The organism is Streptomyces sp. NPDC033178, assembly GCF_055577685.1.
On sequence record NZ_JBVIPT010000006.1, the window covers coordinates 217,890 to 243,226 of the forward strand.

The 25,337-nt window shown below is 69.1% G+C and carries 24 protein-coding genes and 1 tRNA gene; 14 read left to right on the top strand and 11 right to left on the bottom strand.

The features are described from left to right. Positions 1-66: 66 nt before the first annotated feature. Both ACZ5VQ_RS16920 and ACZ5VQ_RS16925 read left to right on the top strand, forming a co-directional pair. On the top strand, positions 67-1,686 hold the full coding sequence (locus tag ACZ5VQ_RS16920; RefSeq protein WP_469105529.1) for an MFS transporter: 1,620 nt from the start codon (positions 67-69) through the stop codon (positions 1,684-1,686). A 303-nt stretch (positions 1,687-1,989) separates the two neighbouring features. Further along, the gene (locus ACZ5VQ_RS16925; RefSeq protein ID WP_469105806.1) at positions 1,990-2,298 is read left to right on the top strand and encodes a small hydrophobic protein; all 309 of its coding nucleotides are present in this window, start codon (positions 1,990-1,992) and stop codon (positions 2,296-2,298) included. A gap of 66 nt (positions 2,299-2,364) precedes the next feature. On the opposite strand, the gene ACZ5VQ_RS16930 is transcribed toward ACZ5VQ_RS16925, so the two are convergent. Continuing rightward, positions 2,365-3,165 (bottom strand): potassium channel family protein, encoded by an 801-nt coding sequence (locus ACZ5VQ_RS16930; protein ID WP_469105530.1) that lies wholly within the window; start codon positions 3,163-3,165, stop codon positions 2,365-2,367. Between the two features lie 162 nt (positions 3,166-3,327). Then, positions 3,328-6,075 (bottom strand): pyruvate dehydrogenase (acetyl-transferring), homodimeric type, encoded by a 2,748-nt coding sequence (gene aceE, locus ACZ5VQ_RS16935; protein ID WP_469105531.1) that lies wholly within the window; start codon positions 6,073-6,075, stop codon positions 3,328-3,330. A 508-nt stretch (positions 6,076-6,583) separates the two neighbouring features. Here aceE and ACZ5VQ_RS16940 point away from each other — a divergent pair. The 6 genes from ACZ5VQ_RS16940 to ACZ5VQ_RS16965 all read left to right on the top strand — a co-directional run bounded on the left by ACZ5VQ_RS16940 (position 6,584) and on the right by ACZ5VQ_RS16965 (position 11,515). Further along, a complete protein-coding gene (locus ACZ5VQ_RS16940; protein WP_055611766.1) occupies positions 6,584-7,021 on the top strand; it encodes a DUF3052 domain-containing protein in 438 nt (145 codons plus the stop codon). Between the two features lie 306 nt (positions 7,022-7,327). Further along, a complete protein-coding gene (locus ACZ5VQ_RS16945; protein ID WP_469105532.1) occupies positions 7,328-7,786 on the top strand; it encodes a peroxiredoxin in 459 nt (152 codons plus the stop codon). 176 nt (positions 7,787-7,962) lie between these two features. Further along, entirely contained in the window at positions 7,963-8,538 is a 576-nt protein-coding gene (locus ACZ5VQ_RS16950) for a TerD family protein (protein ID WP_055617911.1), read from the top strand. A gap of 134 nt (positions 8,539-8,672) precedes the next feature. Beyond that, a complete protein-coding gene (locus tag ACZ5VQ_RS16955; RefSeq protein ID WP_055617906.1) occupies positions 8,673-9,248 on the top strand; it encodes a TerD family protein in 576 nt (191 codons plus the stop codon). Between the two features lie 278 nt (positions 9,249-9,526). Beyond that, positions 9,527-10,672 (top strand): DUF475 domain-containing protein, encoded by a 1,146-nt coding sequence (locus ACZ5VQ_RS16960; protein WP_143631616.1) that lies wholly within the window; start codon positions 9,527-9,529, stop codon positions 10,670-10,672. Between the two features lie 105 nt (positions 10,673-10,777). Further along, positions 10,778-11,515, top strand: a complete 738-nt coding sequence (locus tag ACZ5VQ_RS16965; RefSeq protein WP_362074806.1) for a TerD family protein — start codon at positions 10,778-10,780, stop codon at positions 11,513-11,515. Between the two features lie 152 nt (positions 11,516-11,667). Here ACZ5VQ_RS16965 and ACZ5VQ_RS16970 read toward each other — a convergent pair whose 3' ends face one another. Next, positions 11,668-12,573 carry a TerD family protein gene (locus tag ACZ5VQ_RS16970; protein ID WP_469105533.1) on the bottom strand — a complete coding sequence of 302 codons (906 nt, stop codon included), beginning with the start codon at positions 12,571-12,573 and terminating at the stop codon, positions 11,668-11,670. A gap of 200 nt (positions 12,574-12,773) precedes the next feature. On the opposite strand from ACZ5VQ_RS16970, the gene ACZ5VQ_RS16975 reads away from it, so the two are divergent. The 3 genes from ACZ5VQ_RS16975 to ACZ5VQ_RS16985 all read left to right on the top strand — a co-directional run bounded on the left by ACZ5VQ_RS16975 (position 12,774) and on the right by ACZ5VQ_RS16985 (position 17,465). Further along, positions 12,774-13,940: an HpcH/HpaI aldolase/citrate lyase family protein gene (locus tag ACZ5VQ_RS16975; RefSeq protein ID WP_469105534.1), complete on the top strand. Its 1,167-nt coding sequence runs from the start codon at positions 12,774-12,776 to the stop codon at positions 13,938-13,940. A gap of 67 nt (positions 13,941-14,007) precedes the next feature. Then, positions 14,008-16,611: a phosphoribosyltransferase gene (locus ACZ5VQ_RS16980; RefSeq protein ID WP_469105535.1), complete on the top strand. Its 2,604-nt coding sequence runs from the start codon at positions 14,008-14,010 to the stop codon at positions 16,609-16,611. Then, on the top strand, positions 16,611-17,465 hold the full coding sequence (locus tag ACZ5VQ_RS16985) for an HAD family hydrolase (RefSeq protein WP_469105536.1): 855 nt from the start codon (positions 16,611-16,613) through the stop codon (positions 17,463-17,465). The genes ACZ5VQ_RS16980 and ACZ5VQ_RS16985 overlap by 1 nt, the downstream gene beginning before the upstream one ends. Positions 17,466-17,562: 97 nt before the next feature. On the opposite strand, the gene ACZ5VQ_RS16990 is transcribed toward ACZ5VQ_RS16985, so the two are convergent. The 5 genes from ACZ5VQ_RS16990 to ACZ5VQ_RS17010 form a co-directional block, all read right to left on the bottom strand. Then, on the bottom strand, positions 17,563-18,249 hold the full coding sequence (locus ACZ5VQ_RS16990; RefSeq protein ID WP_469105537.1) for a DedA family protein: 687 nt from the start codon (positions 18,247-18,249) through the stop codon (positions 17,563-17,565). Between the two features lie 152 nt (positions 18,250-18,401). Next, entirely contained in the window at positions 18,402-18,620 is a 219-nt protein-coding gene (locus ACZ5VQ_RS16995; RefSeq protein ID WP_266740207.1) for an FmdB family zinc ribbon protein, read from the bottom strand. 9 nt (positions 18,621-18,629) lie between these two features. Next, complete coding sequence (locus tag ACZ5VQ_RS17000) at positions 18,630-19,343, bottom strand: DUF4383 domain-containing protein (RefSeq protein WP_469105538.1); 714 nt, start codon at positions 19,341-19,343, stop codon at positions 18,630-18,632. 292 nt (positions 19,344-19,635) lie between these two features. Beyond that, positions 19,636-21,054, bottom strand: coding sequence for a hypothetical protein (locus ACZ5VQ_RS17005; RefSeq protein WP_362074826.1), 1,419 nt, complete (start codon positions 21,052-21,054; stop codon positions 19,636-19,638). A 75-nt stretch (positions 21,055-21,129) separates the two neighbouring features. Continuing rightward, positions 21,130-21,966, bottom strand: coding sequence for a DUF4097 family beta strand repeat-containing protein (locus ACZ5VQ_RS17010; protein WP_469105539.1), 837 nt, complete (start codon positions 21,964-21,966; stop codon positions 21,130-21,132). A 224-nt stretch (positions 21,967-22,190) separates the two neighbouring features. On the opposite strand from ACZ5VQ_RS17010, the gene ACZ5VQ_RS17015 reads away from it, so the two are divergent. After that, positions 22,191-22,262 (top strand) — tRNA-Val (locus tag ACZ5VQ_RS17015). 97 nt (positions 22,263-22,359) lie between these two features. On the opposite strand, the gene ACZ5VQ_RS17020 is transcribed toward ACZ5VQ_RS17015, so the two are convergent. From ACZ5VQ_RS17020 to ACZ5VQ_RS17030, 3 genes are all read right to left on the bottom strand, one after another. After that, complete coding sequence (locus tag ACZ5VQ_RS17020) at positions 22,360-23,712, bottom strand: hypothetical protein (protein ID WP_469105540.1); 1,353 nt, start codon at positions 23,710-23,712, stop codon at positions 22,360-22,362. Between the two features lie 87 nt (positions 23,713-23,799). Continuing rightward, on the bottom strand, positions 23,800-24,000 hold the full coding sequence (locus ACZ5VQ_RS17025; RefSeq protein ID WP_469105541.1) for a hypothetical protein: 201 nt from the start codon (positions 23,998-24,000) through the stop codon (positions 23,800-23,802). Between the two features lie 109 nt (positions 24,001-24,109). Next, entirely contained in the window at positions 24,110-24,610 is a 501-nt protein-coding gene (locus ACZ5VQ_RS17030) for a helix-turn-helix domain-containing protein (protein WP_469105542.1), read from the bottom strand. 211 nt (positions 24,611-24,821) lie between these two features. Between ACZ5VQ_RS17030 and ACZ5VQ_RS17035 the strand changes: the two genes are divergently transcribed. Both ACZ5VQ_RS17035 and ACZ5VQ_RS17040 read left to right on the top strand, forming a co-directional pair. After that, positions 24,822-25,028, top strand: a complete 207-nt coding sequence (locus ACZ5VQ_RS17035; protein WP_469105543.1) for a helix-turn-helix domain-containing protein — start codon at positions 24,822-24,824, stop codon at positions 25,026-25,028. Continuing rightward, the gene (locus ACZ5VQ_RS17040; protein WP_469105544.1) at positions 25,025-25,270 is read left to right on the top strand and encodes a hypothetical protein; all 246 of its coding nucleotides are present in this window, start codon (positions 25,025-25,027) and stop codon (positions 25,268-25,270) included. Before ACZ5VQ_RS17035 ends, ACZ5VQ_RS17040 begins: the two co-directional genes overlap by 4 nt. Positions 25,271-25,337 lie beyond the last annotated feature (67 nt).

The window sequence follows — 25,337 nt, forward strand, 5'->3', positions numbered from 1 at the left end:
GACGTGACAGTTACCGACTTGTGAATTGGTTTGTCAACTGTCAGTGGCTGTCATTAGCCTCGATGCATGACTAGTCAGACCACCGTCGACACGACCGGCCCGGCCGACAAGGCCCCGCCCGCCGCCTCCGGTCCGACCCCGGGCAAGGGGCTGCGCGGCCACCCTTGGTACACCCTGTTCACCGTGGCCGTGGGCGTGATGATGGTGGCCCTGGACGGCACCATCGTGGCCATCGCCAACCCGGCCATCCAGAAGGACCTGAACGCCAGCTTCGCGGACGTCCAGTGGATCACCAACGGTTACTTCCTCGCGCTCGCCGTCACGCTGATCACGGCGGGCAAGCTCGGTGACCGGTTCGGCCACCGGCAGACCTTCCTGATAGGCGTGGTCGGCTTCGCGGCGGCCTCGGGCGCCATCGGCCTCTCCGACAGCATCGCCTTCGTGGTCGTCTTCCGAGTGCTCCAGGGCCTGTTCGGCGCACTGCTGATGCCGGCCGCGCTCGGTCTGCTGCGCGCCACCTTCCCGGCCGAGAAGCTGAACATGGCGATCGGCATCTGGGGCATGGTCATCGGCGCCTCCACCGCCGGCGGCCCGATCCTCGGAGGTGTGCTCGTCGAGCACGTCAGCTGGCAGTCCGTCTTCTTCATCAACGTGCCGGTCGGCATCATCGCGGTCGTACTCGGCGTGGTGATCCTCACCGACCACCGCGCGGAGAACGCGCCGCGCTCGTTCGACCTCCCCGGTATCGGCCTGCTGTCCGGCGCCATGTTCTGCCTGGTCTGGGCGCTCATCAAGGCCCCGGAGTGGGGCTGGGGCGACGCCATGACGTGGTCGTTCCTGGCCATCTCGGTGCTCGGCTTCGGGCTGTTCGCGTTCTGGGAGAACCGGGTGAGCGAGCCGCTCATCCCGCTCGGGCTCTTCCGCTCCGTGGCGCTGTCGGCCGGTGTGGTCCTGATGGTGCTCATGGCGATCGCCTTCATGGGCGGCCTGTTCTTCGTCACCTTCTACCTGCAGAACGTGCACGGGATGAGCCCGATCGACGCGGGTCTGCACCTGCTGCCGCTCACCGGCATGATGATCGTCGGCTCGCCCCTGGCCGGCGCGATGATCACCAAGACGGGACCGCGCATCCCGCTCGCGGGCGGCATGGCGCTCACGGCCATCGCCATGTTCGGTGTGTCGACGCTGGAGACGGACACGAGCAGCGGGCTCATGTCGATCTGGTTCGCGCTCCTCGGTCTCGGCCTCGCGCCGGTCATGGTCGGCGCCACGGAGGTAATCGTGGGCAACGCGCCGATGGAGCTCTCCGGTGTCGCCGGCGGTCTCCAGCAGGCCGCGATGCAGATCGGCGGCAGCCTCGGTACGGCGGTCCTGGGTGCCGTGATGGCCTCCAAGGTCGACGGCGACCTCGCGGGCAACTGGGCGGACGCGGGCCTTCCGCAGCTCACCCCGGTCCAGTTCGACCAGGCCAAGGAGGCGGTCCAGGTCGGCGCCGCGCCGGTGGCACCGGGCACGCCGCCCGAGCTCGCCGAGAAGATCACGGGCGTCGCGCACGACACGTTCATCTCCGGCATGAGCCTGGCGAGCCTCGTCGCGGCCGGCGTCGCCGTCGTGGCCATCTTCGTCGCCTTCCTCACCAAGCGGGGTGCCAACGCGGAAGCGGGCGCGGGAGTCGGACACATCTAGTCCGCCCGCCCTTCTCCGCCATCTCGCGCCCGGCCCCGCCGAGTTCACTCGGCGGGGCTTTCGCCTATCAGGGTGACGCCGTTCCGTATGACTTTCATATCGGTCGCGTCGCAGGTCAGAGTGCTCTCAACTGATCCGTACGAAACGGGCAGTTCGGTGAGGCCGTGGCGTGCTGCCGGAGGGGGGCAGCGCGCCACGGAAGCCGGGGGAGAAAAGTACGGGTCTGAACCGAAGGGACCGGGGTACCCGGCTTCCGAGCCCGAACCGGCCGGCATGCGGCCGGCTCAGAGGTCCAGGGAGTTGATGATGGCGGGCTTCGGTCACACCACGCGCAAGCACCCTCGCTCACGTCGCCGTACGGGGTCACGGAGCGGGCCGGACCGCGCGACGCTCGGAATCATCGGAGTCATCTGCGCGGTCGCCGGTTTCTTCGTGCTGGGGATCATCCTCGGCCCACTGGCGATCGTCTGCGGATGGCTGGCCATGGGACGCCGCTGGAACGGCGCCCGCCCACTGCCGGCGCTGGTCGCGCTCGTACTCGGCGCGATCGACACGATCCTGGCGATCGCATGGATGGCCGGAACGGCAGGCCCCGGCAACGGGATGTTCTAGCCGGACAGTGAAGGACCGTGCTGCGGTTGTTCGTCGGCCTGCTGCCGACGAACAACCGCAGAGCGCTCAGCTCAACTGCTCCTCCGCGGCGGCAGCCTGATGCGGAATCCTCCCCGACACGGACGGCGGCCCAGCGGCAGACGCCGACTCGGACAACGCGGCGACCTGCGCCCGCAGCGCGCGTACCTCCTCCGCCAGCGTCTCGATCGCCGCGGTCTGCCGCCGCTCCTCCACATCGTCCGACTCGAACCGCGAGATGAACCACGCGGCGATATTGGCGGTCACGACACCGAGAAGAGCGATCCCGGACAGCATCAGCCCGACCGCTATCATCCGCCCGAGCCCGGTGGTCGGAGCATGATCGCCGTACCCCACGGTCGTCATCGTGGTGAACGACCACCACACCGCGTCACCCAGCGTCCTGATGTTGCCCTCGGGCGACTCCCGTTCGACGGACAGCACGGCGAGCGAGCCGAACATCAGCAACGCCACCACCGCACCCACGACATACGTGGTCAGCCGTATCTGCGGCGCCATCCGGGCCCGCTGCCCGACGAGCAGCAACGTGGAGACGAGCCGCAGCAGCCGTATCGGCTGGATGAGCGGCAACAGCACCGCGCACAGATCGAGCCAGTGCGTACGGACGAACTCCCGCCGCCGGTCGGTGAGAACGAGCCGTACAAGATAGTCCAGGGCGAACAACCCCCAGACCGCCCACTCCACCCTCGTGCACCAGGAGGTCACCTCCCGGTCGGCCTCGGGCCACACGATCGGCACGGCATAGGCGACGGCAAACGCCACCGCGAGCCCCAACAAGGGCCGCTGCGTACGCTGCTCCCAACGGTCCTGCGCCGATTGCTGCTTCATGCGCGCATAGTAGAAAACGCGAAGGGGCGGCGGACCCAAGGCCCACCACCCCCACCGCACTGTGCTAGACGCCTCCGGTCAGGAGCGCCCCTTCAGGGGCGCGGGGAACTGCGCGACAACCCCCACGCACCCGCACCCGACAACCGAACCCGGCGCCGAGCGCTACGCATCCCCACCCGCGGCACCCGGATCCGCGGCAGCCGCATCCAACAACTGATACCGGTCGATCGCCTGCTTCAGTACGGACCGGTCGACCTTGCCCTCACGCGCGAGCTCCGTCAGCACCCCCACCACGATCGACTGCGCGTCGATGTGGAAGAACCGACGAGCGGCCCCCCGGGTGTCGGCGAAGCCGAACCCGTCGGCACCCAGCGACTGGTAGGTCCCCGGCACCCAGCGGGCGATCTGGTCCGGAACCGACCGCATCCAGTCGGAGACGGCCACGAACGGCCCCTGTGCCCCGGACAGCTTCCGCGTCACATAGGGAACCCGCTGCTCCTCCTCGGGGTGCAGCAGATTGTGCCGCTCCACCTCGACGGCCTCGCGCCGCAACTCGTTCCAGGAGGTCGCCGACCAGACGTCGGCCCGTACGTTCCACTCCTCGGCGAGGATCCGCTGGGCCTCGACGGCCCACGGCACGGCGACACCGGACGCCATGATCTGTGCCGGGATGGCGCCCGAAGTCCCTTCCGCGAAGCGGTGGATGCCCTTCAGGATGCCGTCGACGTCCACGCCCTCCGGCTCGGCGGGGTGCTGGATCGGCTCGTTGTAGACGGTGAGGTAGTAGAAGACGTCCTCGCCGTGCGGGTGCTCGTCGGACGAGCCGTACATCCGCCGCAGCCCGTCCTGCACGATGTGCGCGATCTCGAACCCGTAGGCCGGGTCGTACGCGACACAGCCCGGGTTCGTCGAGGCGAGCAACTGCGAGTGCCCGTCCGCGTGCTGCAGACCCTCACCGGTCAGAGTCGTACGACCGGCGGTCGCGCCCAGTACGAAGCCGCGCGACAACTGGTCGGCCATCTGCCAGAACTGGTCGCCGGTGCGCTGGAATCCGAACATCGAGTAGAAGACGTACACCGGGATCAGCGGTTCGCCGTGCGTCGCGTACGCCGAGCCGGCCGCGATCAGCGAGGCCGTGCAGCCCGCCTCGGAGATGCCGTCGTGCAGCATCTGCCCGGTCGGCGACTCCTTGTACGCGAGGAGCAGGTCGCGGTCCACGGCCTCGTACTGCTGGCCGAGCGGGTTGTAGATCTTCGCGCTCGGGAAGAACGAGTCCATGCCGAAGGTGCGGTACTCGTCGGGCGCGATCAGTACGAACCGCTTGCCGATCTCCTTGTCCCGCATGAGGTCCTTGAGCAGCCGTACGAACGCCATGGTGGTGGCGATCGACTGCTGACCCGAACCCTTCTTCACACTCGCGTACGTCTTGTCCTCGGGCAGCGCGAGCGGCTTCGACCGCACGACGCGCGTCGGGACGTACCCGCCGAGCCCCTTGCGGCGGTCGTGCATGTACTGGATCTCCTCCGAGTTCCGGCCCGGGTGGTAGTACGGCGGCGCGCCGGACTCCAGCTCCTTGTCGGAGATCGGCAGGTGCAGCCGGTCGCGGAAACCCTTGAGGTCGGCGACTGTCAGCTTCTTCATCTGGTGCGTGGCGTTGCGGCCCTCGAAGTTCGGGCCGAGCGTCCAGCCCTTGACCGTCTGCGCGAGGATCACGGTCGGCTGGCCGGAGTGCGCCTTGGCCGCCGCGTACGCCGCGTAGACCTTCTTGTGGTCGTGACCGCCGCGGCCCAGGTGCAGGATCTGGTCGTCGGTCATGTTCTCGACCATCGCCCGCAGCCGGTGGTCGTGACCGAAGAAGTGGTCGCGAATGTACGCACCCGTCTCGGTGGCGTACGTCTGGAACTGTCCGTCGGGCGTGGTGTTCAGCTGGTTGACGAGCACGCCGTCGCGGTCCTGCGCGAGCAGCGGGTCCCAACTGCGGTCCCAGACCAGCTTGATGACGTTCCAGCCGGCGCCGCGGAACTGCGACTCCAGCTCCTGGATGATCTTTCCGTTGCCGCGCACCGGACCGTCGAGTCGCTGCAGATTGCAGTTGACGACGAAGGTGAGGTTGTCCAGGCCCTCGCGCGCGGCGATGGACAGCTGGCCGAGCGACTCGGGCTCGTCCATCTCGCCGTCACCGAGAAACGCCCAAACGTGGGACTTGGAGGTGTCCGCGATACCGCGCGCCTCCATGTAGCGGTTCATTCGCGCCTGGAAGATCGCGCCGAGCGGACCGAGGCCCATCGAGACCGTCGGGAACTCCCAGAAGTCCGGCATCGACCGCGGGTGCGGGTACGACGACAGGCCGTTCGGCGCCTTGGACTTCTCCTGGCGGAAGGCGTCGAGCTGCTGCTCGCTCAGCCGGTCCAGCATGAACGCGCGGGCGTAGATGCCGGGGGAGGCGTGCCCCTGGAAGAAGATCTGGTCGCCGCCGTCGCCCTCGTCCTTGCCGCGGAAGAAGTGGTTGAAGCCCACGTCGTAGAGGGAGGCGGAGGACGCGAAGGTGGCGATGTGGCCGCCGACGCCGATTCCGGGGCGCTGCGCCCTGGACACCATCACGGCCGCGTTCCAGCGGGTCGCGTTGAGGATCTTGCGCTCGATCTCCTCGTTGCCGGGGAAGAACGGCTCGTCCTTGGTGGCGATGGTGTTGACGTAGTCCGTGCTGCGCATCTCCGGCACGGCCACGCGCTTCTCGCGGGCCCGTTCGATCAGCCGCAGCATGAGATAGCGGGCCCGCTCCCGGCCCCGCTGGTCGACGGCGGCGTCGAGGGAGTCGAGCCACTCCTGGGTCTCTTCTGGATCGAAGTCAGGGACCTGACTCGGAAGGCCGCCAATGATGATCGGGTTGCGATCGGGTCCGGAAGCCACGCTGTTCCTTCGCTCTCAGGGGGCCGCTTTTTCTCGGTTTTTCCCGGTTTTTTCTTGGGGGGTCTCTCTGGTTACCTGGGTCTCTGCACCGTTCCCCATCGTGTACCTCGGGGGCGGAAACGTCATCTCTACCGAGAGGTAACCGAGACGTTCGCCCCGTCCCCCCAAGGGCGGGCCCGGCAAATCGCAACGATACGCCCGACCAGTGACGCGTACCGCAAAGCCTTTCGAGTCCCGTACCCTCGTAGGGTTCGTAAATCCACAAATGGGGCAGATTGGTGTGGTGTGCGTCACCAATGGCCAGGATTCCCTGCCTGGAGTTGCGGCGACACGGTCGGGATCGTCACCGTTTCGGCGGTCCCGACGGCCGGGTACTTGCGCGATCCGCCCCGCCCGTGTGGACTACGGCCAATGCTTCGCGCACGCGCGTGGCTTGAACTTCCCCAAGCTCCAGGCTTCGCCCGAGCAGGGGGAGACCCCATTACCGAACATGATCAGGAGGCAACCCGTGAGCGCGACCGCGGACCACGCGGAGGAGCGGACGAGCCTGGCCACCAGGCTGGGATTCCAGCCCGAGCAGGTGGTCCAGGAGATCGGCTTCGACGACGACGTCGACCAGGAGCTCCGCGAGGCCATTGAAGAAGTCATCGGCAGCGAGCTCATGGACGAGGAGTACGACGACGTCGCCGACGCCGTAGTGCTCTGGTTCCGTGACGACGACGGCGACCTGACGGACGCGCTGGTGGATGCCACCACGTACGTCGAAGAGGGCGGCGCCGTCCTGCTGCTGACGCCGAAGACCGGCCGAGACGGGTATGTGGAGCCCAGCGACATCGCGGAAGCCGCGACGACCGCGGGTCTGTCCCAGACCAAGAGCATCAGCGTGGGGAAGGACTGGAGCGGGACCCGGCTGGCTACGCCGAAGGCGGCCAAGTCAAAGCGGTGACGCTCCGCTGAGTTGGGCGGGGGTTCAGGGGTTGGCACCCCTGGGCCCCCGTTTTTCGTTGGCGGGTGCGGGTGCGGGTGCGGGTCCGCTGTGGCTCGTTGCGCAGTTCCCCGCGCCCCTGGGTATCTCGGCCCGAGGTATCTCGAGCTCCTGAGGCATTTCAGCCCTCCGGCGTTTGAGGAGCGGGGTCTGGGGCGGAGCCCCAGGGGACGGGAACGGGTAGGGGCGGCGGGGGCGAAAAGGGGTCTCTGCGTAGGGTGGGGGACCCGAACGGCCCCACGGACCCCACCGAAGGGATGCAGCACCATGACGATCGAGGTCGGCGACAAGGCCCCGGACTTCGAGCTGAAGGACAACCACGGCGCCACCGTGAAGCTCTCGGACTTCCGCGGCGCGAAGAACGTCGTGCTGCTCTTCTACCCCTTCGCCTTCACCGGCGTCTGCACGGGCGAACTGTGCGCCCTGCGCGACAACCTGCCGAAGTTCTCCGACCGCGACACCCAGCTGCTCGCCGTCTCCAACGACTCCATCCACACCCTGCGCGTCTTCGCCGAGCAGGAGGGCCTGGACTACCCGCTGCTGTCCGATTTCTGGCCGCACGGCGAGGTCTCGCGCGCGTACGGGGTCTTCGCCGAGGACAAGGGCTGCGCGGTGCGCGGCACCTTCGTCATCGACAAGGAGGGCATCGTCCGCTGGACCGTCGTCAACGCCCTGCCGGACGCCCGTGACCTGAACGAGTACGTGACGGCGCTCGACAGCCTGTGATCCCGGCGTGATCCCGGCGTGATCCCTGCTCCGTGACCGGCCTGTGATGCCGACACTCCGGGATTCTTCACGCCCAGGGCCTGCGGCGGTGGGGAACCCCTCACTAGGATCGACACGTTGATCCGATACCGACGCACTACGGGGCGCACCGCCCCTGGACACCAATGGGAGGACTCGTGGGAGTCAGCCTCAGCAAGGGCGGCAACGTATCGCTGTCGAAGGAGGCCCCGGGACTGACCGCGGTCATCATCGGTCTGGGGTGGGACATCCGCACCACCACCGGTACCGACTTCGACCTGGACGCCAGCGCCATCCTGACGAACGCGGAGGGCAAGGTCAGCAGTGACGCCAACTTCGTGTTCTTCAACAACCTGAAGAGCCCCGACGGCTCGGTCGAGCACACCGGTGACAACACCACCGGCGAGGGCGAGGGCGACGACGAGCAGATCAAGGTCAACCTCGCCGGCGTACCGGCCGACATCGAGAAGATCGTCTTCCCGGTCTCGATCTACGACGCCGAGAACCGCCAGCAGTCGTTCGGCCAGGTGCGCAACGCGTTCATCCGCGTCGTGAACCAGGCGGGCGAGGCGGAGATCGCCCGGTACGACCTTTCCGAGGACGCCTCCACGGAGACCGCGATGGTCTTCGGCGAGCTGTACCGCCACGGTGCGGAGTGGAAGTTCCGCGCCATCGGTCAGGGGTATGCCTCAGGTCTGCGCGGCATCGCGCAGGACTTCGGCGTCAACGTCTGAGCCACCCCGGGGCCGTCGTCCGGCCCCGGGCAGCTTCAACCGCTTCACCTTTTTTCCGTCCGGCGTCGCACACTCCTAGTGCGGCGCCGGACGTGCTCGACAACCCAATGGCTTGACCGGGGAGGACAAGGATCATGGGCGTCACGCTCGCCAAGGGGGGCAATGTCTCCCTCTCCAAGGCCGCACCGAACCTCACACAGGTGATGATCGGGCTCGGCTGGGACGCACGCTCGACCACCGGAGCAGACTTCGACCTCGATGCCAGCGCGCTGCTGTGCAACTCGGGTCGGGTGCTCGGTGACGAGTGGTTCATCTTCTACAACCAGCTCAAGAGCCCCGACGGCTCGGTCGAGCACACCGGGGACAACCTCACGGGTGAGGGTGACGGCGACGACGAATCCCTCCTGATCGACCTCTCCAAGGTGCCCGCCAACGTCGACAAGATCGTCTTCCCGGTCTCGATCCACGACGCCGACAACCGCGGCCAGACCTTCGGTCAGGTCAGCAACGCCTTCATCCGGGTCGTCAACCAGGCCGACGGCCAGGAGCTCGCCCGCTACGACCTCTCCGAGGACGCCTCCACGGAGACCGCGATGATCTTCGGCGAGGTCTACCGCTACGGCGCGGAGTGGAAGTTCCGCGCGGTGGGACAGGGGTACGCGTCCGGACTGCGGGGCATCGCCCTGGACTTCGGGGTCAACGTCTCGTAGGGCCGCCGGGTCCGGGGAAGGTGCCCCCGGTGACCGAAGGGGAGGCCGTCGCCCGCCGTGCACCGAAAGCAGTGTGGCGGGCGGGGCCGAAGGCGCGTCACTGGCGTCCGAACCCTCTGGACCTGCGACTCTCCGGGTGGGGTGGCCCGGCCCTCTCGTCCGATGGGTCGTCCCTCTAGACTTTGTGGTCAATGTTTCGTAAAGCCGGGTACGGCGGGGGGAAACCCCCTCCGGACTTCGTCCGGGGGTAGCCCCCCATACTCACGATTGGGTAGCCAGTGGTTCTGAAAACCTTCGGCTGGTCGTTCGCGGTCACCGCGCTCGGCTTGGTCGCAGCGGTGCTGATCGACGGATGGACCGCGTTCGGGATCGTGCTGATCCTGTCCATCCTCGAGATCTCGCTGTCCTTCGACAACGCTGTGGTCAACGCCGGAATCCTGAAGAAGATGAGTGCCTTCTGGCAGAAGATCTTCCTCACCATCGGCATCCTGATCGCCGTCTTCGGCATGCGGCTCGTCTTCCCCGTCGTGATCGTCGCGATCAGTGCCTCGCTCGGCCCCATCGAGGCGGTCGACCTGGCACTGAACGACGCCGACCGCTACCAGGAACTGGTCACCGACGCCCACCCGTCGATCGCGGCCTTCGGCGGCATGTTCCTGCTGATGATCTTCCTCGACTTCATCTTCGAGGACCGTGACATCAAGTGGCTCGGCTGGCTGGAGCGCCCGCTCGCCAAGCTCGGCAAGGTCGACATGCTCTCGGCCTGCATCGCGCTCATCATCCTGCTGATCACCGCGCTGTACCTCGCCCCGAAGGCACACCTGCACGCCGGATCCGCCGACAAGGCGGAGACGGTGCTGCTCTCCGGCGTCGCCGGACTCATCACCTACCTGGTCGTCGGTGGACTCTCCGGCTTCTTCGAGAACCGTCTCGAGGAAGCGGAGGAGCGCGAGCACGAGGCCGAGGAGGAGGCCCAGCGCGAGGGCAAGAAGGTCTCCGCGGGGGCGCTCGTCGGCAAGGCCGCCTTCTTCATGTTCCTGTACCTCGAGGTCCTGGACGCGTCGTTCTCCTTCGACGGCGTCATCGGCGCCTTCGCCATCACGAACGACATCATCCTGATGGCCCTCGGCCTCGGCATCGGCGCCATGTACGTCCGGTCGCTCACGGTCTACCTGGTCCGCCAGGGCACCCTCGACGACTACGTCTACCTGGAGCACGGCGCGCACTACGCGATCGGCGCCCTCGCCGGCATCCTGCTCATCACGATCCGCTTCGAGGTCAACGAGATCGTCACCGGCCTCATCGGTGTCGTCCTGATCGCCTGGTCCTTCTGGTCCTCCGTGCGCCGCAACCGAGCGATCGCGGCCGCCGAGGGAAAAGCTGAGGCCTCGGACGACAAGGCTGAGATCTCGTCCGGGGTGTGACACAGCTCCGAGTGAGGAACGCTCTGTGAGGGGCGGCCGTCGAGGGATTCCTCGCGGCCGCCCCGGCGCATTCATCGAGGTGAACAGGGAAGCGTGGGGGCGGGAATGAGCTTCTGGGAAGGCTTGTGGCGCGGACGGTCGACGGAGTTCGACTCGGGCAGCGCGGCGACCAACGCCATCGAACTGACCAAACGGAACCAGACCATCTCGCTCACCAAACAGGGCGCGGCCACCGGCAACCTCCGCATCAACCTGTCCTGGCGGATGCGCACCTCCGACATAGGCGGGTCCCAGCGGGACAGCCTGCTGCGCCACCCCTTCAAGGCGTTCAAGCCGGACGTGGTGCAGGCGCACACCCAGAGCATGGTCAACGTCGACCTCGACCTGGGCTGCATGTACGAGCTCGCGGACGGCACCAAGGGAGTCGTCCAGCCACTGGGCGGCTTCCTGGGCGAGCTCAACGGCGCGCCGTACGTGAAACTCAGCGGTGACGACCGCTTCGGCTCCGGCTCCGGCGAGACGATCTTCGTCAACCTCGACCACCGCGAGCAGATAAAGCGGCTCCTGGTCTTCGTCTACATCTACGACCAGACCCCCGCCTTCGACCGTACGCACGCGATCGTGACGCTCTTCCCGAGCAACGGCCCCCGGATCGAGATCGGCCTCGACGAGCGGCACTCCCAGGCAAGGTCCTGCGCGGTGGTCATGATCGAGAACATCAAGAACGAACTGGTGGTGCGTCGCGAGGTGAAGTTCGTGTACGGCTTCCAGGCCGAGCTCGACCGGCTCTACGGCTGGGGACTCCAGTGGGGCCGCGGCTACAAGACGAAAGCCGACCGCTGACCACGCGCCGCCGCCGGGCTCGGCGGGGGCGCCTCGGAACCAGGGGTGTCCGGTTCGGTGGCGGCCGCGGGTCGTGTGTGGCTTGCCGCGCCCACACGGCGGAGCCGCACGATGTCACGCCCCGCGCCCCTGCGGGGGCCTTGGGGCGCCCCCTATCGGCCGATGAACTGGGGGCCCTGCGGGGGCAGCCTGAAGTCCGGGTCGGGGAGAGGTGCCACCGGCTGGGGGTAGCCGTAGCCGGACTGGGCCGTTGCCGGGACGGGCTGGGACGGGGCCGTCTGCGGGTAGCCGTAGGCGGGCTGGCTGGTGGGCTGTGGGTAGCCGTACGCGGGCTGCACGGCGGGCGGCTGCTGCCGGGTGGGCTCCGGACCCGCGGCGGCCGGTGGATAGCCGTACGACGGCTGCTGGGGCATCGGGGGCAGCTGCGTGTGCTGCTCCGGCGGCAGCGGCTGCGCACCGGCGGGCGGGCCGGGCAGGGCGGACGCAGACTGGTCCCCGCCCTCGGACTCGTCCACCGAGATGCCGTAGTCCGACGCCAGCCCCTGCAGGCCGTTCGTATAGCCCTCGCCGAGCGCCCGGAACTTCCAGCCCTCGCCGCGCCGGTACAGTTCGCCGCAGACCAGCGCGGTCTCCTCGCCGGTCTGTGGCTTGATGTCGAAGTACGCCACCGGCTCGGCGTCCCCGAGCACGGCGTCGTACAGCAGGATCCGCAGGGCGCTGACCCGGTCGAAGGTGACGCCGTCGGCGGAAGCGACAAGGAGAATTCGTCCCACTCCATTGTCAACGCCGACGAGATCCGACTGAATCGTGTCGGTGAGTCCCTCGGCGAGACCCTCGTTCACGCGCTTCTTGCCGAGTCGCCAGACCTTGCCCGAGGGGTGCCGGGGCTGGTTGTAGAAAACGAAGTCCTCGTCGGACCGCACACGACCGTCGAGGCCGAGGAGCAGCGCGGAGGCATCCACGTCCGGGACACCCCGTCCCGGCGTCCAGCGCAGCACGGCGCGCACCGCAGTGGCGTCCAGCGGGACGTTCGACCCCTTCAGCATCGCGTGCGTCATGCGGTCATCCTGCCTTCTCGGTCCTGGTCACGACAACGCGGGGGTGACTTCCCGACCGGCCCGATCCGCGGACGGGAGACACAATGGTGTTTGCCTGCGTTACCTGAATTTCATGCCCGGTGGGAACCCTTGACATGGATCTCTACGTACTATTACCGGCCACATATCGTCAGGCCGCCTAGCCGCCCCGGGGGAGACTCATGCGTCATTTCGGGCACATCGCCCCTGAGGTGCGGGAGCGCCTCTTCCACCAGGAGCCGTGCGTGTTCACCGCGGACTCCCCGGCCAGAATGCTGGCCGTGGCTCTCGGAGCCACCCTCTACAGCCCTGCCACCAGGCCGAAGCTGGCCGACGACATCGTGAAGCAGACCGGGCGCGGTGTCGTCTCGATGGTGCTGTGCCTGGAGGACTCGATCGACGACGCGGAGGTTCCGGAGGCCGAGGCGAACCTGGTCCGGCAATTCGCCGACCTGGCCGAACGCTGCCCGGAGACCGAGCTTCCGCTGCTGTTCGTCCGGGTCAGAGCGCCCGAGCAGATCCCCGACCTGGTCCGGCGGCTCGGCGAATCCGTCCGTCTGTTGTCCGGATTCGTACTGCCGAAGTTCACCGAGGAGCGGGGGATCCCGTTCCTGGAGGCGCTCACCGCGGCCGAGGTCGCCAGCGGACGACGACTGTTCGCGATGCCGGTCCTGGAATCGCCCGATCTGCTGTACCGCGAGTCGCGGGCGGAGACCCTCGCCGGGATCTTCCGGGCCGTCGACAAGTACCGCGACCGGGTGCTCGCGCTGCGGCTCGGCGTCACCGACTTCTGCTCCGCGTACGGACTGCGCAGGGCGCCCGACATGACCGCGTACGACGTGCAGATCGTCGCGTCCGTGATCGCGGACGTGGTGAACGTGCTCGGCAGGGCCGACGGCACCGGATTCACGGTGACCGGGCCCGTGTGGGAGTACTTCAGGGTCCAGGAGCGCATGTTCAAGCCCCAGCTGCGGCGCAGCCCCTTCACCCCGGAGGCCGAGGACCTGCGCGCCCTGCTGATCGAGCACGACATGGATGGTCTGCTGAGGGAGATCTCCCTCGACCGGGCCAACGGACTGCAGGGCAAGACCTGCATCCACCCCTCGCACGTCCTGCCCGTGCACGCGCTGTCCGTCGTCAGCCACGAGGAGTTCAGCGACGCCCAGGACATCCTGCGGCCCGAGCGGGGCGGCGGGGGCGTGCTGCGGTCCGCGTACACGAACAAGATGAACGAAGTGAAGCCGCACCGCGCCTGGGCGGAGCGCACCCTCCAGCGGGCCGAGGTCTTCGGCGTCGCGAACGAGGACATCGGCTTCGTGGAACTGCTCGCCGCGGGAATCCCCGGCTGACGCCCCCCAGCACGCCCTCATCGCACCCACTTACGCTCACCGACACTGGCCGACACCCAAGGAATCCATGAACAACGCTGTGAACGACGGGGGCGGGGCAGGGGTCTGGTCGGCGACCGGATTCCGCCCCGGGACCAAGGCCGGGGCCGGCGCGGGCCCGGGCGCCGCGAGCCCGTCCGGGACGCCGGGCGGAGCCGACGGTGAGATCTGGTCCGGATGCTGGGTCGCCGAGCGGCTCGGCGTCGAACTCGTCGGGGACCAGGGGCTCGGCGAGCTGCTCGGGCTCGCGCTGCGGCGCAACCCCAAGCGGGCCCATCTGCTCGTGTCGCACGTGCTCGGCAAGCACATACCCCAGTCGCCCGCCGTCGTGTACGGGTACGGATTCGCGCTCGGCCTCCGCGTGCGCGACCTGCTCGGCGAGGACGAGGCACGCCGGGCCGTCGTCCTCGGGTACGCCGAGACGGCCACCGGGCTCGGACACTCCGTCGCGGACGGCGTGGGCCTCGCGCCCTGTCTCCACTCGACACGGCGCCCCGTCGACGGCGTCGCACGGGCGGGCGGCTTCGAGGAGTCCCACTCGCACGCCACCTCGCACCTGCTGCTCCCGGAGAACCCCGACCTGCTGGCCGGCGACGGCCCGCTGGTCCTCGTCGACGACGAGTTCTCCACCGGCAACACGGTCCTCAACACCATTCGTGACCTGCACGAACGCTATCCGCGCGACCGGTACGTCATAGTCGCCCTGGTCGACATGCGCTCGGCCGCGGACCTCGGACGCCTGGACGACTTCGCCCGCGAGATCGGCGCCCGCGTGGACCTCGTGACGGCCGCCTCCGGCACCGTACGGCTCCCCGAGGGGGTCCTGGAGAAGGGCCAGGCGCTGGTCGCGCGGTACGAGTCCGAGGCGGAGGCGTCCGCTCCGGAGGCGCAGGAAGCGCAAGAGGCCCAGGGGGAGCCCGCCCGGCCGGTCCTCCGTGTCGAGCTGGGATGGCCCGCGGGGACACCCGACGGCGGGCGGCACGGCTTCACCCCCGAGCACCGCGTACGCCTGGAGGGCGCCCTGCCCGCCATGGCGGCCCGTATCGCCGAAGCGCTCCCGTCCGACGCCCGCCGCGTCCTCGTCCTCGGCTTCGAGGAACTGATGTACGCGCCGCTGCGGCTCGGCGTCGCCCTGGAGAAGCTGACCGACGCCGAGGTCCGCTACTCCACGACCACCCGCTCCCCGGTGCTCGCCGTCGACGACCCCGGCTATGCGATCCGTACCCGGCTGGTCTTCCCCGCCCACGACGACCCCGCCGACGGCCCCGGCGAGCGCTACGCCTACAACGTCGCGGGCGCCGGTTTCGACGCCGTCGTCGCCGTGGTCGACTCCGCCGCCGACACGCCCGAGCTGCACGCTCCCGACGGCCTGCTGGCGCGGCTGTCCGCGCACACGCCGAGCGTGCTGCTCGCCGTCGTCCCCTCGTACGCACCAGCACGGCCGTCCACCGCGTCGCCCACCGAAAGGCCATCCATGCTGCCCGAGCCCCTCCGTGGCCCCGACTTCTCCTCGTACGCACCTGACGAGGTCGGCTGGCTGCTGCAGGATCTCTCGGACACGAAACTGGAGGCGCCGACCGAGGAGCGCGAGGAGGCCATCCAGAGCGGCGGCGCCCACTACGCGGAGTCGCTCCCGGTGGAGTACCAGCCGAGCGACGCGTACCAGGAGCTGTTCCACAACGCGCTCGCCGTCTCGGCCACCCGCATCGCCCAGGCCGTCGGCGTCGTCACGGAGACCGTGCTCGCGGAGCGGTCCCCGCGCCCCGTCCTCGTGTCGCTCGCCCGCGCCGGTACCCCTGTCGGCGTCCTGATGCGCCGCTGGGCCCAGCACCGGCACGGCCTGGAACTCCCGCACTACGCCGTCTCCATCGTGCGCGGCCGCGGCATCGACGCCAACGCGCTGCGCTGGCTGGCCGCCCACCACGACCCGGCGGACATCGTGTTCGTGGACGGCTGGACCGGCAAGGGCGCCATCACCCGCGAACTCGCCCAGGCCGTCGAGGAGTTCGAGGCATCCGACGGCATCACCGGCTTCGACCCGGAGATAGCGGTCCTCGCCGACCCCGGCTCCTGCGTGCGCACCTACGGCACCCGCGAGGACTTCCTCATCCCCTCCGCCTGCCTCAACTCCACGGTCTCCGGCCTCATTTCGCGTACGGTCCTCCGTGCCGACCTGGTCGGGGAGCACGACTACCACGGCGCGAAGTTCTACCGCGAACTCGCCGACGTGGACGTCTCCGTCGAATTCCTGGACGCCGTCTCCGCCCGCTTCGACGAGGTCGGCGACGCGGTGGACGACCGGGTCAAGGAGCTGCTCGCCACCGACCGCAGCCCGACCTGGGAGGGCTGGGCGGCAGTCGAGCGGATCAGCGAGGAGTACGGCATCCACGACGTGAACCTCGTCAAGCCCGGTGTCGGCGAGGCGACCCGCGTCCTGCTGCGCCGCGTCCCCTGGAAGATCCTCGCCCGGGCCGGCGCGGGCGCCGACCTCGACCATGTACGCCTGCTCGCCGAGCAGCGGGGCGTACCCGTCGAGGAGGTGGCCGAACTCCCGTACACCTGCGTCGGGTTGATCCACCCGAAGTACACCCGCGGAGCGACCGGTGCCGACGGCAGGGCGGTGTCGGTCTGATGACGAACACCGCCCCGACGGCCAACTCCGGTTCGCTGCCCACCTCTTCACCCAAGGTGCTGGTCGCCAGCGATCTCGACCGCACGCTCATCTACTCCTCGGCAGCACTGGCCCTGACCATGCCGGACGCGCGGGCGCCCCGGCTGCTCAGCGTCGAGGTGCACGAGAGCAAGCCGCTGTCCTACATGACCGAGACCGCGGCCGGACTCCTCGCCGAACTCGGTGACGTGGCCGACTTCGTACCGACCACCACCCGCACCCGCAAGCAGTACCAGCGCATCCAACTCCCGGGCCCCGCCCCGAAGTACGCGATCTGCGCCAACGGCGGCCACCTGCTCGTCGACGGTGCGACGGACCTCGACTGGCATGCCTCGGTGACCGAACGCCTCGCCCGCGAGTGCGCCCCGCTCGACGAGGTGCGCGAGCACATGGAGGCCACCGCCGACCCGGCCTGGGTACGCAAGCACCGCCTCGCCGAGGACCTCTTCGTATACCTCGTCGTCGAGCGCGAACTGCTCCCCGAGGACTGGGTGAAGGAACTGGCCGTCTGGGCGGAGAACCGCGGCTGGACGGTCTCCCTCCAGGGCCGCAAGATCTACGCCGTACCGAAGCCGCTCACCAAGAGCGCCGCCATGCGGGAGGTCGCCCGCCGCACGGGAGCGACCCTCACCCTCGCGGCCGGGGACTCCCTCCTCGACGCCGACCTCCTCCTGGCCGCGGACCGCGGCTGGCGCCCCGGACACGGCGAACTGGCCGACGTCGGGTGGACGGCCCCCGGGATCACCGCCCTTCCGGAACGGGGGGTCGCCGCGGGCGAGCGGATCCTGCGGGAGTTTCTCCGGGAGGTCCGGTAGAGCTGCTGGTAGGGGCAGGTGGTGGAGGCGGTTGACCGTCGGGCTTCGGCAGAGGTGGTCCGAGCGGATCGCCTGAGCGGTGGCTGTGCTGGACGGCTCAGGCGGTTGCCTTCTCCTTCTCCTCGGCCTCCTCCTCCGCGCGGCGCCGCCCGCCCGGGCCCGGCCTGAACAGCCGTACGCCCGCGAAGAGAAGCACCGCGAGCACCGCCCCTACCAGCACGACCTTCGAGTACGTTGACACATAGCCGGTGACCTCCGACCAGTTCTCGCCGAGCAGATAGCCGGCGAGGACGAAGACGGTGTTCCAGATCGCGCTGCCCAGCGTGGTCAGGCCGAGGAAGACGGACAGGCGCATGCGCTCGACGCCCGCGGGCACGGAGATCAGGCTGCGGAAGACCGGGATCATCCGGCCGAAGAACACGGCCTTGGTGCCGTGGCGGGAGAACCACGCCTCCGTCTTCTCGATGTCCGAGACCTTCACCAGCGGCAGCCGGGCCGCGATCGCCACCGTACGGTCGCGGCCGAGCAGCGCCCCCACGCCGTACAGCGCGAGCGCGCCCATGACGGAGCCGGCCGTCGTCCACAGCAGCGCCGCGAACAGGTTCATCTGCCCGGTGCTCGCCGCGAACCCCGCGAGCGGCAGGATGACCTCGCTCGGCAGGGGCGGAAAGAGGTTCTCCAAGGCGATGGCGATGCCCGCCCCCGGTGCCCCGAGTGTGTCCATGAGGCTGTTGATCCACTGCGGAGCACTGCTGTCCGGCGCGGCGGCTGCGATGGCTGTCATGCCCCCACGCTAGAAAACCGAAGCTGAAGAGAGCCTGAGGACGATCGCAGGGGGCCTGGTTCTTGTGGTGGACGACCGCAGGGATCCGTGCGGTGGACGACGGCAGGGATACGTGCGGTCGTCCTCAGGGATCCGCGCGGTCCCGGGCGGGGTCAGCCGCAGCAGCCCCCGCCGCAGCAACCGCCTCCGCCACCGGCGCTGGGGCGGGGTGCGGGCGCCGAGGCCGAGCCACCGACCGCGACCGTCGACAGCAGCTTCACCGTGTCGTCGTGGCCGGCCGGGCAGGCCGCGGGCGCGGACGACTCGGCCATCGGACGGCTCTTCTCGAAGGTGTCTCCGCAGGTCCGGCAGCGGTACTCGTAGCGAGGCATGGGCACAGGTTAGCGGGTGCTCCGCCCGTCTCCCATGGGTCCGCCTTCGGCTCCCGGGGATGCGGGCCTGCCTCCGACGGGAGTGGGCTCGCCGGAGGCGGAAGGGAGCTCACTTCCCGGTGGAGTGGTTCGGCTCTCCGAGAGGGCGGCGTGGCCCTTGGCTCCGGGCAGGGCCCCCGCCCGGATGCCGACGCCGGCCCGCAGTCGCTGTTCGCGGGCGGCCTGCTCGGGGTGGCGGGAGCGCCAGTACGGGTTGTCGTGCGGCAGGGCCGAGCCGACACGTCCGTACATCCCGAAGAACATCAGCATCACGCCGACCACAAAGCTGAACAGCACGTTCTGGATGCGGAAGGCGAGGAAGTTGAGGCCCGTGTCGAGAAGGGCGAGGTTCACGAAGCCGCTGAGGATGAACAGGACACCGAGGATCATGTTGAGCGTCGAGGCGACGTTGCCGCCGATCACCATGCCCACGAAGAGCAGCAGTCCGACGCAGATCGAGAGCACGCTCAGCGCGCCGTTGGTGTTCAGCCCCGCGACCGTGTCCCCGCCGGTGTCGAAGAAGCCGACCTTGTCGATCAGCCCCAGGATGCCGAAGGCGAGCAGCACAAGACCCATCAGCCCCGCGCCGACCCGGTAGAACTTGCTGAGACGGTGATCCACCGGCAGATGCTCGTCGAGCCTGATCCGCCGCCTCGGCGCCGTACGAAGTACGTGCGTGGCCATATCCGCCTCCTCGGGTGCGAGCGGAGGCCATACCTATCCTCAGCATCCGCCTCGGACGGCCGGATCGCCACACTTGGAGCAGGTCTGGAAGGCGCCGGGTAAGCGGGAGCGCCGCCCCACAGGGGCGCGGGGAACCGCGTGCCCAGGCGTGCCCAGCCCTCAGGGCCCCGCGCGTAGCCCACGGCCCGCATGCGATGCGTCAGCCCACGAGCCCGCACATCGTCCACGGCCTGCACGCCATGCGTCACCCCCGCGGCCCCGCACGTATTTCACCCGCCCCCGCGCGGAGCGCTCACGCTCCGCCCCCACGCTCCTCGCGAATCTGCGAAACCACCCGGCCCACGGTCCTCCGCACACCCTCCAGCTCGGTCAGGAAATGCCAGTAGTCGGGGTGGCGCCCCTCCAACGTCCCTATCGCCCGCTCCAGCCGGGCCACCGATTCGTCGAGCGGCCGCGCGTGCCGGGGGTCGGGCGTATTGCGCCCCGACATGGCCAACCGCTGCGCGTCCCGGATGGCGAACCGCGTACGGTCGATCTCCCGCTGCGGGTCCTTCGACACCTCGTTCAGCCGCCGCAACCGGTCCCCGGCCGCGGACACGGCCTCGTCGGTCGTGTTCAGCAGCGCCCGGACCGTGGACAGCAGCGAGGTGGCGTCCGCCCACCGCTGCTCGTCCCGGGCTGTGCGCGCCTCCGCGAGCTTCCGCTCGGCCTGCCGGACGGTCTCCGCGGACTGGTCGGGCACATGCTGCAGGTCCTGCCAGCACGAGGCCGAGAACCGCCGCCGCAGCTCGCTCAGCACGGGCTCCACCTGCCCGGACCGCGTGGTGAGCGCCTGCGCGCGGGTCCGCAGCGAGACGAGGCGCCGGTCGATCTCCGCGGCCCGCTCCGGCAGCCGCTCGGCCTCCGCGCGGACCGCCTCGGCGTCCCGGGCGACCCGGTCGGCGCGCTCCAGCGTCTCCGGTACGCCGTGCTGCCCCGCGCCCTGGTTCAGCTTGGTCAGCTCCGGGGCGAGGGCGGCGAGCCGGGCCGCGAGGTCGTCGGCCTTGAGCTCTGTTCCCCGTACGGCATCCAGTGCGTTCGACGCGGCGAGCAGGGACTGGCGGGCGCGCTCGACGGCCGGGGCGAGGCGGGCCAGCTGCGTCTCCGCCTTGCCGAGGAGCGGGCCGAGCCCCTGCTCGAAACGGTCCAGCTCCTGCTTGACCCGGGCCAGCTCGTCCTTGGCCTTCGTCAGCTCGGTACGCGCGTGGGCGGCGACGGAGGCCTCAAGGTCGTCGCGGTCGAGGTCATGGGCGTCGACCGCGCCGATGTACGTACGACTGGCCTCGTCGATGCGGCGGCCGAGCGCGTCGAAGTCGGAGACCGCGCGGCGGGCTGCGGGGGAGTCGTCGACGGCCGTGATCGTCTCGATCGAGATCCGCAGATCGCGCTGCGCGGTGTCGAGCTCGTAGAACGCGGCCGCCGCGGCGTCCTTCGCCGCCTGGGCCTCGGCCCGCTGGCTCTCGGAGCGCCCGCCGAACCATCGCCGGGTGCCGCCGCCGGCGAACGCGGCGGGCAGCGTGAGCGCGAGCAGCGGGAGCGGAAGAAGCACCAGGGCCAGCAGGTCGCGGCCAGCACCGCGCGCCCCCGTGGGCCCGAACCCGGCACGGGGGCGGGGAACTTGCTGTGCGCATGGCACAAACGGTGTGTACGGCTGCGAAGGTGTCGCCGTCACTTCCCTCTCCCGTGCTGTCATCCGTCCTGGCCCGGTGTCATTCTCCCACCAGGTAGGGACGAACACACGGGCCGGTTAGTTCGCCGTACGGACCGTGACTTTCCCGTCCTTCGTGTGGGCGGACACCACATGAGAGCTGCGCTCGTTGCGGGGCACCGACACATCCACTCCGCCGTCGTCGGTGCCGGTGGTGACACGGTACGTGGCGTCCGGCAGCGTGATGGTGACGGAACCGTCGTCGCTGCGTGTCGAGACCTTGTCCGGTACGGCGGTGAGGTCGAGCCGAACCGACCCGTCCTTGGTGTTCACGTTCACGCGCTTGGAGTCGATGCCGCTCGCCCTGACCGAGCCGTCGTCGGTACGCAGAGTGAGCGCCCCGGCCACGTCCTCGACCCGTACGGAGCCGTCCTTCGTGTGGATGTTCAGCGAGTCCTCGAAACCGTCGGCCTTCACGCTGCCGTCGTCGCCCCTCACGACGACCGCCACGTCACGCGGCACCTCGATGCGGTGCTTGGCCGAGCAGTCGGCGACCACACCCGAGCAGTGCATACGGAGCTTGAGCGTGCCGTCCTTCATCGCCCAGGTCACCTTGGGATCCCCACCGATCGCGACCCGCCCCTCGAACCAGCGCGTCACCTGGACCTTGTCGACGTCCGCGGCGACCAGTTCGAGCGCCGAGTCGTCGGAATCGACGGTCAGCGTCCGCCCACTGAACGCGAAGGACCGCTTCTCCGGGTCCTTGTCGTCCCCCGCACTGGCCCCACACCCGGTGGCGAACACGCCGACGGCGACGGCCCCCGCACCGAAGGCGACCAGAGTCCGCCGCCTACCGCCCACGGCCCGGCCGCCGCCCACAGGCCCGACACCACTGCTCGAAGACGGCTTGCTCGAAGGACGCTGAAAACCACTCATGACGGGACTCCCCCAGATTCGAACGCCCTCGGCCCCACGATGTGGCCCGGACATACTTCGACCGTACGGAGCCGGGGCTCACCGGGGGATCCGGGCCGCTCCCGGATCGGGGGTGGGGTAAACCCCCGCATGGGAGGAGGGGCGCCGGCTCCGTGACCGGCTTCCGCCTCGGTAACGGGTTTGCGGGGCACCGCCTCGGGCAATGTAGGCTGTCGACTCGTCCTGGGCGCGTAGCTCAGTGGTAGAGCGCCGCCCTTACAAGGCGGATGTCGGCGGTTCGAAACCGTCCGCGCCCACCCGGATGACCAGGCAAAACGCCCCGCACCATGATCGGTGCGGGGCGTTCTGCTGATCCACTGGGAGCCAGATGGGAGCCGATCTTGAAAACGGCCCTCAGCTCACCGCCCGCAACGCCACCCGCCTCCCACGCCGCCACCGCGCATCCAGAGCATCCATACGCTCCTTCCGCATCTCCGGCGTCACATGCTCATACACGCCCTCGATGTCGCCCGACACCGCCCACCCCATCGTCGCGAACCTCAACGCCCGGTCGATCTTGTCGTCCTTCATCCACGTGTCGTGCGTATGCCGCAGCCCCCGCATCGTCAGCCCCGGCACAATCGGCTCCCACTCCTCCCGGCCCGCGAACCCCCGCTTCCGCTCGATCGCCTTCCGACCGTCGGCCGCCGGCCGCATGTCCCGGGAGAAGTTCCCGCGACGCCACCACTTCCCCGCCGGGGTCGCGAACACGTAGTCGTACGGCCACTCCGCGAGGTGCTTCTCCCACAAGGCAGCGAGGAACCGCGGCAGGTCCACCTCGCGCGCGCTCGTCTTGTTCTTCGGCGGCCCGAGGTACAGCTTCACCACACTCCTGGGCTCCTTGCGGCGCTTCGCCTTCCACTCCTTCTCGCGGCACTTGGCCAGCCGCTGGTCCTCCGCCGCATGCCACGCCACCAGGCCCGCCTCGTCGAGCTCGAACTCCACCTCGTGCAGGGCCCCGACCTTCGGGTCGATCCGCAGCACGGTCCGCTCGAACGGCTGACGGTCGATCTTGTCGGGACGTTTCAGCAGTGCATTGCTCCGGTGCAGCCCGGCCAGCTCACCCCACCGCAGGCCCGTGTACGCGGTGGTGACCACCATCAGCCCGGCCACGCCGCCCAGACGCTGGTACAGCTGGAACACCTGGTCCGGCTGAGCCCACACCGTCTCCTCGTCGCCGTCCTCCGCATGGTCCACGGCACCATGCTGCTGGTTGACGTCATGCTCCGGCCCGCTGCTGCCCGTCCTGCGGCGACGTCCGTACATCGGGTTCGCCAGCAGGTACCCGGCGTCCGCGGCACCGGTGAGGACCATGCTCAGCAGCGTCAGGCAGGAGCTGACCGTCGATGGCGCGCATGTCTGCTTGTTCGCCCACGCCTGCGCCATGAACAGGTTGATCTCACACAGCGCCGTGCGTTCGAACGCAGGCAACAGATGCCGGGTGAGCAGACGTCGACGCCTCGTCACCGTCGCCGGGGCCACCTTCTGCGCGTCCATCCACAGCGGCACGAACTCACCGAACGGCGTGCGCGCCTTCTCGGGATCCTGCCAGCGGCCGGCCCGGATCGCGGCCTCCTGGTCGTCGCCCCACTCTTCTGCCGCGCGTTTCGTGCGGAACCCTGGCTCGCTTCCCGTGGTGCCGTCGGGCCGTTTGTACCGGGCGCGCCATGGGCGCTTCCCGTTTCCTCGTTTCTCGCCGTACGCCAAGAAACCCACCCCCTTGAAGCCGTTGACCGCGCCTGCACATACCGTGCCCTCCCCAGGGCAACGCGCAGGCGCAGATCAGTGAACTGGTCAGACTGCGTGCAGATCCGGCTGCAGCCCGATCGCGAAACCTCCGCGCGCAGGCCACAGGGTTGCCAGGGACTGCTCAACGAGCCGGGCCAGTGCCTCCGACCATTCGCTCTCCAGCAGCCACACAACCAGACTGCCGGGCTGTTGATCGACCAGCACAGACAGGCCGAAAGGGATCGCTCCCACTCTGATGACGCGCACTCTCACGTCTTCACCCCTGAACACCTGTAGTGGCGGCCCCCCTCACAGGTTGGGCAACCATGACACACAAGTGGCCGGTAGGGGCAGGGCATGTGAAGGGGAAACGAAACTAGTACTGATCGCCCGAACCGGACTGGTCGTCAGTGATCTGCCGCATCGCTCGCTGCACGCGGCTCCACTCCCGTAGAACCCGCTGCATCTCCTCGGGTGTCGCGTCCGGCGTCGGCGCGTCCCGCTTGAGGATGCCGAGGAACTTGAACGGTAGTCCGGGGATGTTGAGTTCGACGACCTCGGTGTCGACGACCTGTCCGGCCAGCAGCTCTTGCACGATGCGCGCGGGCATGCCGTCGGCGAGCCGGGGGGTGGTCCCGTTTCCGGGGGCGGCCTCCCCTGTGAGGATCTTTGCGGCCCAGCCGGCGTCTCTTCCGAGGGCCTTCTCAATGTCCTTGATCGTCGGGGGCATGCGGGTGCGCTGCTTGCCGGACTCCAGAGACTGCACGCTCTGCCTGGTGACGCCTGCGGCGTCGGCGAGGGCCTGCTGGGTGGGCATGCCCAGCTCCTCGCGCAGCGCCTTGATGGCGTTGCCGAGCCTCTCCCAGTCGCGATTCATGGGCTCATGATGCACCACCGATAGGCAACCGCGCCGTACGGGTTCTCGCCTTTTGACCTGCGCTTAACGCCGCCCCTGTCGCCCCGCTGGTTGCCTAGTGCGCCGTTTCGCGCCGTTTCGCGCCCGCGCAGTCAATCCAATGCCAACTGAAGTCACCCGAGTGCGTCTCAATGCTTGCGCAATGTCAAACGAATGTCTAACGTAAGCACCGATGAAGCCCAACCGCACCGCACTTCAAGCGCTGAGACGAGCCAACCGCTGGGGCCTGCGCGAACTCGAACGACGAACCGGCCTCAACAGGGGCTATCTCTCCCGGCTCGAAAGCGGACGCCGCGGGGCATCCCTCACGACCCTCACCGTGCTGGCGGACCTCTACGACGTCCCCGTCACCGACCTCACCAGCGAGGACACCAAATGACCATCACTGAGAGCGGCCCGCCCCCCATGGCCGAACTCCTCCCCTTGTCCGACGACCGGCTCTACACGGCCGAGGAGGCGGCTCCGTACGTGAACGTCTCCGCGCGGTTCCTCAAGCGGGCCGCCTCCGCCGACACCATCCAGAACACCCCCGTGGGTCGCTTCCGCCGGTGGAGCGCGCAGAACATCCGGGACATCGTCGCCGGCGTTCCGCACCGGCCGCGCCCGCGCCGACAGCGCTGAGGCGGCAGCTCAACTGCCGCACTCCTGAACGCGCCGAAGGGCCGCTCTGACTTCCCGGCCCGAGCAG

Excerpts from the sequence above, each read along its gene's own strand:
- ACZ5VQ_RS16920 (WP_469105529.1), top strand. The coding sequence starts at position 67 with ATGACTAGTCAGACCACCGTCGACACGACCGGCCCGGCCGACAAGGCC.
- ACZ5VQ_RS17035 (WP_469105543.1), top strand. The coding sequence starts at position 24,822 with ATGAAGCCCAACCGCACCGCACTTCAAGCGCTGAGACGAGCCAACCGC.
- ACZ5VQ_RS16930 (WP_469105530.1), bottom strand. The coding sequence starts at position 3,165 with ATGAAGCAGCAATCGGCGCAGGACCGTTGGGAGCAGCGTACGCAGCGG.
- ACZ5VQ_RS16995 (WP_266740207.1), bottom strand. The coding sequence starts at position 18,620 with ATGCCTCGCTACGAGTACCGCTGCCGGACCTGCGGAGACACCTTCGAG.
- ACZ5VQ_RS17040 (WP_469105544.1), top strand. The coding sequence starts at position 25,025 with ATGACCATCACTGAGAGCGGCCCGCCCCCCATGGCCGAACTCCTCCCC.
- ACZ5VQ_RS16985 (WP_469105536.1), top strand. The coding sequence starts at position 16,611 with ATGACGAACACCGCCCCGACGGCCAACTCCGGTTCGCTGCCCACCTCT.
- ACZ5VQ_RS16945 (WP_469105532.1), top strand. The coding sequence starts at position 7,328 with ATGACGATCGAGGTCGGCGACAAGGCCCCGGACTTCGAGCTGAAGGAC.
- ACZ5VQ_RS17000 (WP_469105538.1), bottom strand. The coding sequence starts at position 19,343 with ATGGCCACGCACGTACTTCGTACGGCGCCGAGGCGGCGGATCAGGCTC.
- ACZ5VQ_RS16925 (WP_469105806.1), top strand. The coding sequence starts at position 1,990 with ATGATGGCGGGCTTCGGTCACACCACGCGCAAGCACCCTCGCTCACGT.
- ACZ5VQ_RS17010 (WP_469105539.1), bottom strand. The coding sequence starts at position 21,966 with ATGAGTGGTTTTCAGCGTCCTTCGAGCAAGCCGTCTTCGAGCAGTGGT.
- ACZ5VQ_RS17030 (WP_469105542.1), bottom strand. The coding sequence starts at position 24,610 with ATGAATCGCGACTGGGAGAGGCTCGGCAACGCCATCAAGGCGCTGCGC.
- ACZ5VQ_RS16970 (WP_469105533.1), bottom strand. The coding sequence starts at position 12,573 with ATGACGCACGCGATGCTGAAGGGGTCGAACGTCCCGCTGGACGCCACT.
- ACZ5VQ_RS16975 (WP_469105534.1), top strand. The coding sequence starts at position 12,774 with ATGCGTCATTTCGGGCACATCGCCCCTGAGGTGCGGGAGCGCCTCTTC.
- ACZ5VQ_RS16990 (WP_469105537.1), bottom strand. The coding sequence starts at position 18,249 with ATGACAGCCATCGCAGCCGCCGCGCCGGACAGCAGTGCTCCGCAGTGG.
- ACZ5VQ_RS16965 (WP_362074806.1), top strand. The coding sequence starts at position 10,778 with ATGAGCTTCTGGGAAGGCTTGTGGCGCGGACGGTCGACGGAGTTCGAC.
- ACZ5VQ_RS16980 (WP_469105535.1), top strand. The coding sequence starts at position 14,008 with ATGAACAACGCTGTGAACGACGGGGGCGGGGCAGGGGTCTGGTCGGCG.
- ACZ5VQ_RS16955 (WP_055617906.1), top strand. The coding sequence starts at position 8,673 with ATGGGCGTCACGCTCGCCAAGGGGGGCAATGTCTCCCTCTCCAAGGCC.